Below are 1,299 nucleotides of genomic sequence, written 5' to 3'. Positions count from 1 at the left end.
CCAGACGCTTTAGGCGTCAGACTAAATATCGGCGGATACGCCTGTAACTTAGGTCAGCGCAGTTATGCGCATTTTTCCATGCCAGATATGGCAGGTTCCCACATTGCAGGTAGTCCACTGTATATCTGCCTGCATTTATGCTGCCTTTAAGATTTCCATTTGTAAATGAAGTTCTTTCAGATCTGCATAAACACACGAGGTTCTACGCTTTACCGGAGGGACTTTTGCCTCCAGCAAAGACCTTTCCGTTACCGGAAGGGATTTTAAAAGTTCTCTGATAAAATATCTTGCTCCGATATTATACGATGCCGACAGGTCACAGTTATATCTTTTTCCTGTCTGGAATACACAAAGACTGTGATTTTTCAGGTCACGGGACACACTTCCGGAGCCATCGTATGCAAGCCTGCTCGTATTCCATGCGCAGACTCTGGATACCCGCATTCCTTTTCTGTGTGCCTGATGCTCACAGCGTTTCTGGATATCCCGTTTTCTCCACAGATGCAGTTTCTGTTTTTTCTTTCCGGATATCTTTCCCTGCATTTCCAGATACTCGAATACGATCACATCTGCATGGTTCTCTTCTGCATTTTTTACGATCGCACCTGCAATTTTTCTTCCCAGCTCTATGTTCAGGCGTTTCGTATATGCCCATCTTCCCCGTGACTGCGCAGAGCCGTGTTCCCTCTGGAATCTTCGGATCCGGCCCAGTGTGCGGTACATCCGGTCTTTTTCACTGGGATGATTGATAAATTTTCTCCCCAGGACAGTTCCGTCTGCCCGCATAATGGTACAGACCGCATCGGTATTGATTCCCAAGTCCACACTACAGATGATCTGTTCTTTTACCGGTGTCTTCGTAAGTGTCACTTCTTCCGTATAAGAAAAACGCAGGAAATATTTATGGTGCCTTTTCTCCAGTGTCGGGGCTGATGCCTTTTTCCCCGACCAGTTCTTGCGCAGATATTCCATATCTGTGTGATTTAAATGCACACAAAACCATTTCCAATCATGGCCATCATACAGTTTCAGGTATGCTTCGTCTTTTCCTTCTTTTTCCTCTCTGTACATGACATCACGATAAAAAACAGGCATGGCATGATTCTCATACGCCAGTCTGGGTTTCCCTACTTTTTCTCCTGACTTTTCCCACAAATCCATCCGTGTTTCGTAAGAAGATACACTTCCCAATGCATGCTGGATTGCGGCTCGCCTCAGGTAGGACGGCATCTTCGGAAAGCGAAGATCAAAATCAAAGCGTGCAGGATTCTTTTTTGTAGTATGCACCAGATGCTCTGC

Annotated in this window: 1 protein-coding gene; it reads right to left on the bottom strand. The window is 45.7% G+C overall.

Going from position 1 to position 1,299, the window contains the following annotated elements:
- Window positions 1-135: 135 nt before the first annotated feature.
- Window positions 136-1,299 (bottom strand): IS200/IS605 family accessory protein TnpB-related protein (locus tag LJE11_RS19065; protein ID WP_227296395.1); only part of this gene is annotated, 1,164 nt, incomplete at its 5' end.

It is taken from the genome of Blautia sp. DFI.1.216, assembly GCF_020594215.1.
Taxonomy (GTDB): Bacteria; Bacillota; Clostridia; order Lachnospirales; family Lachnospiraceae; genus Blautia_A; species Blautia_A wexlerae.
This window is presented reverse-complemented; position numbering and strand designations above follow the sequence as displayed.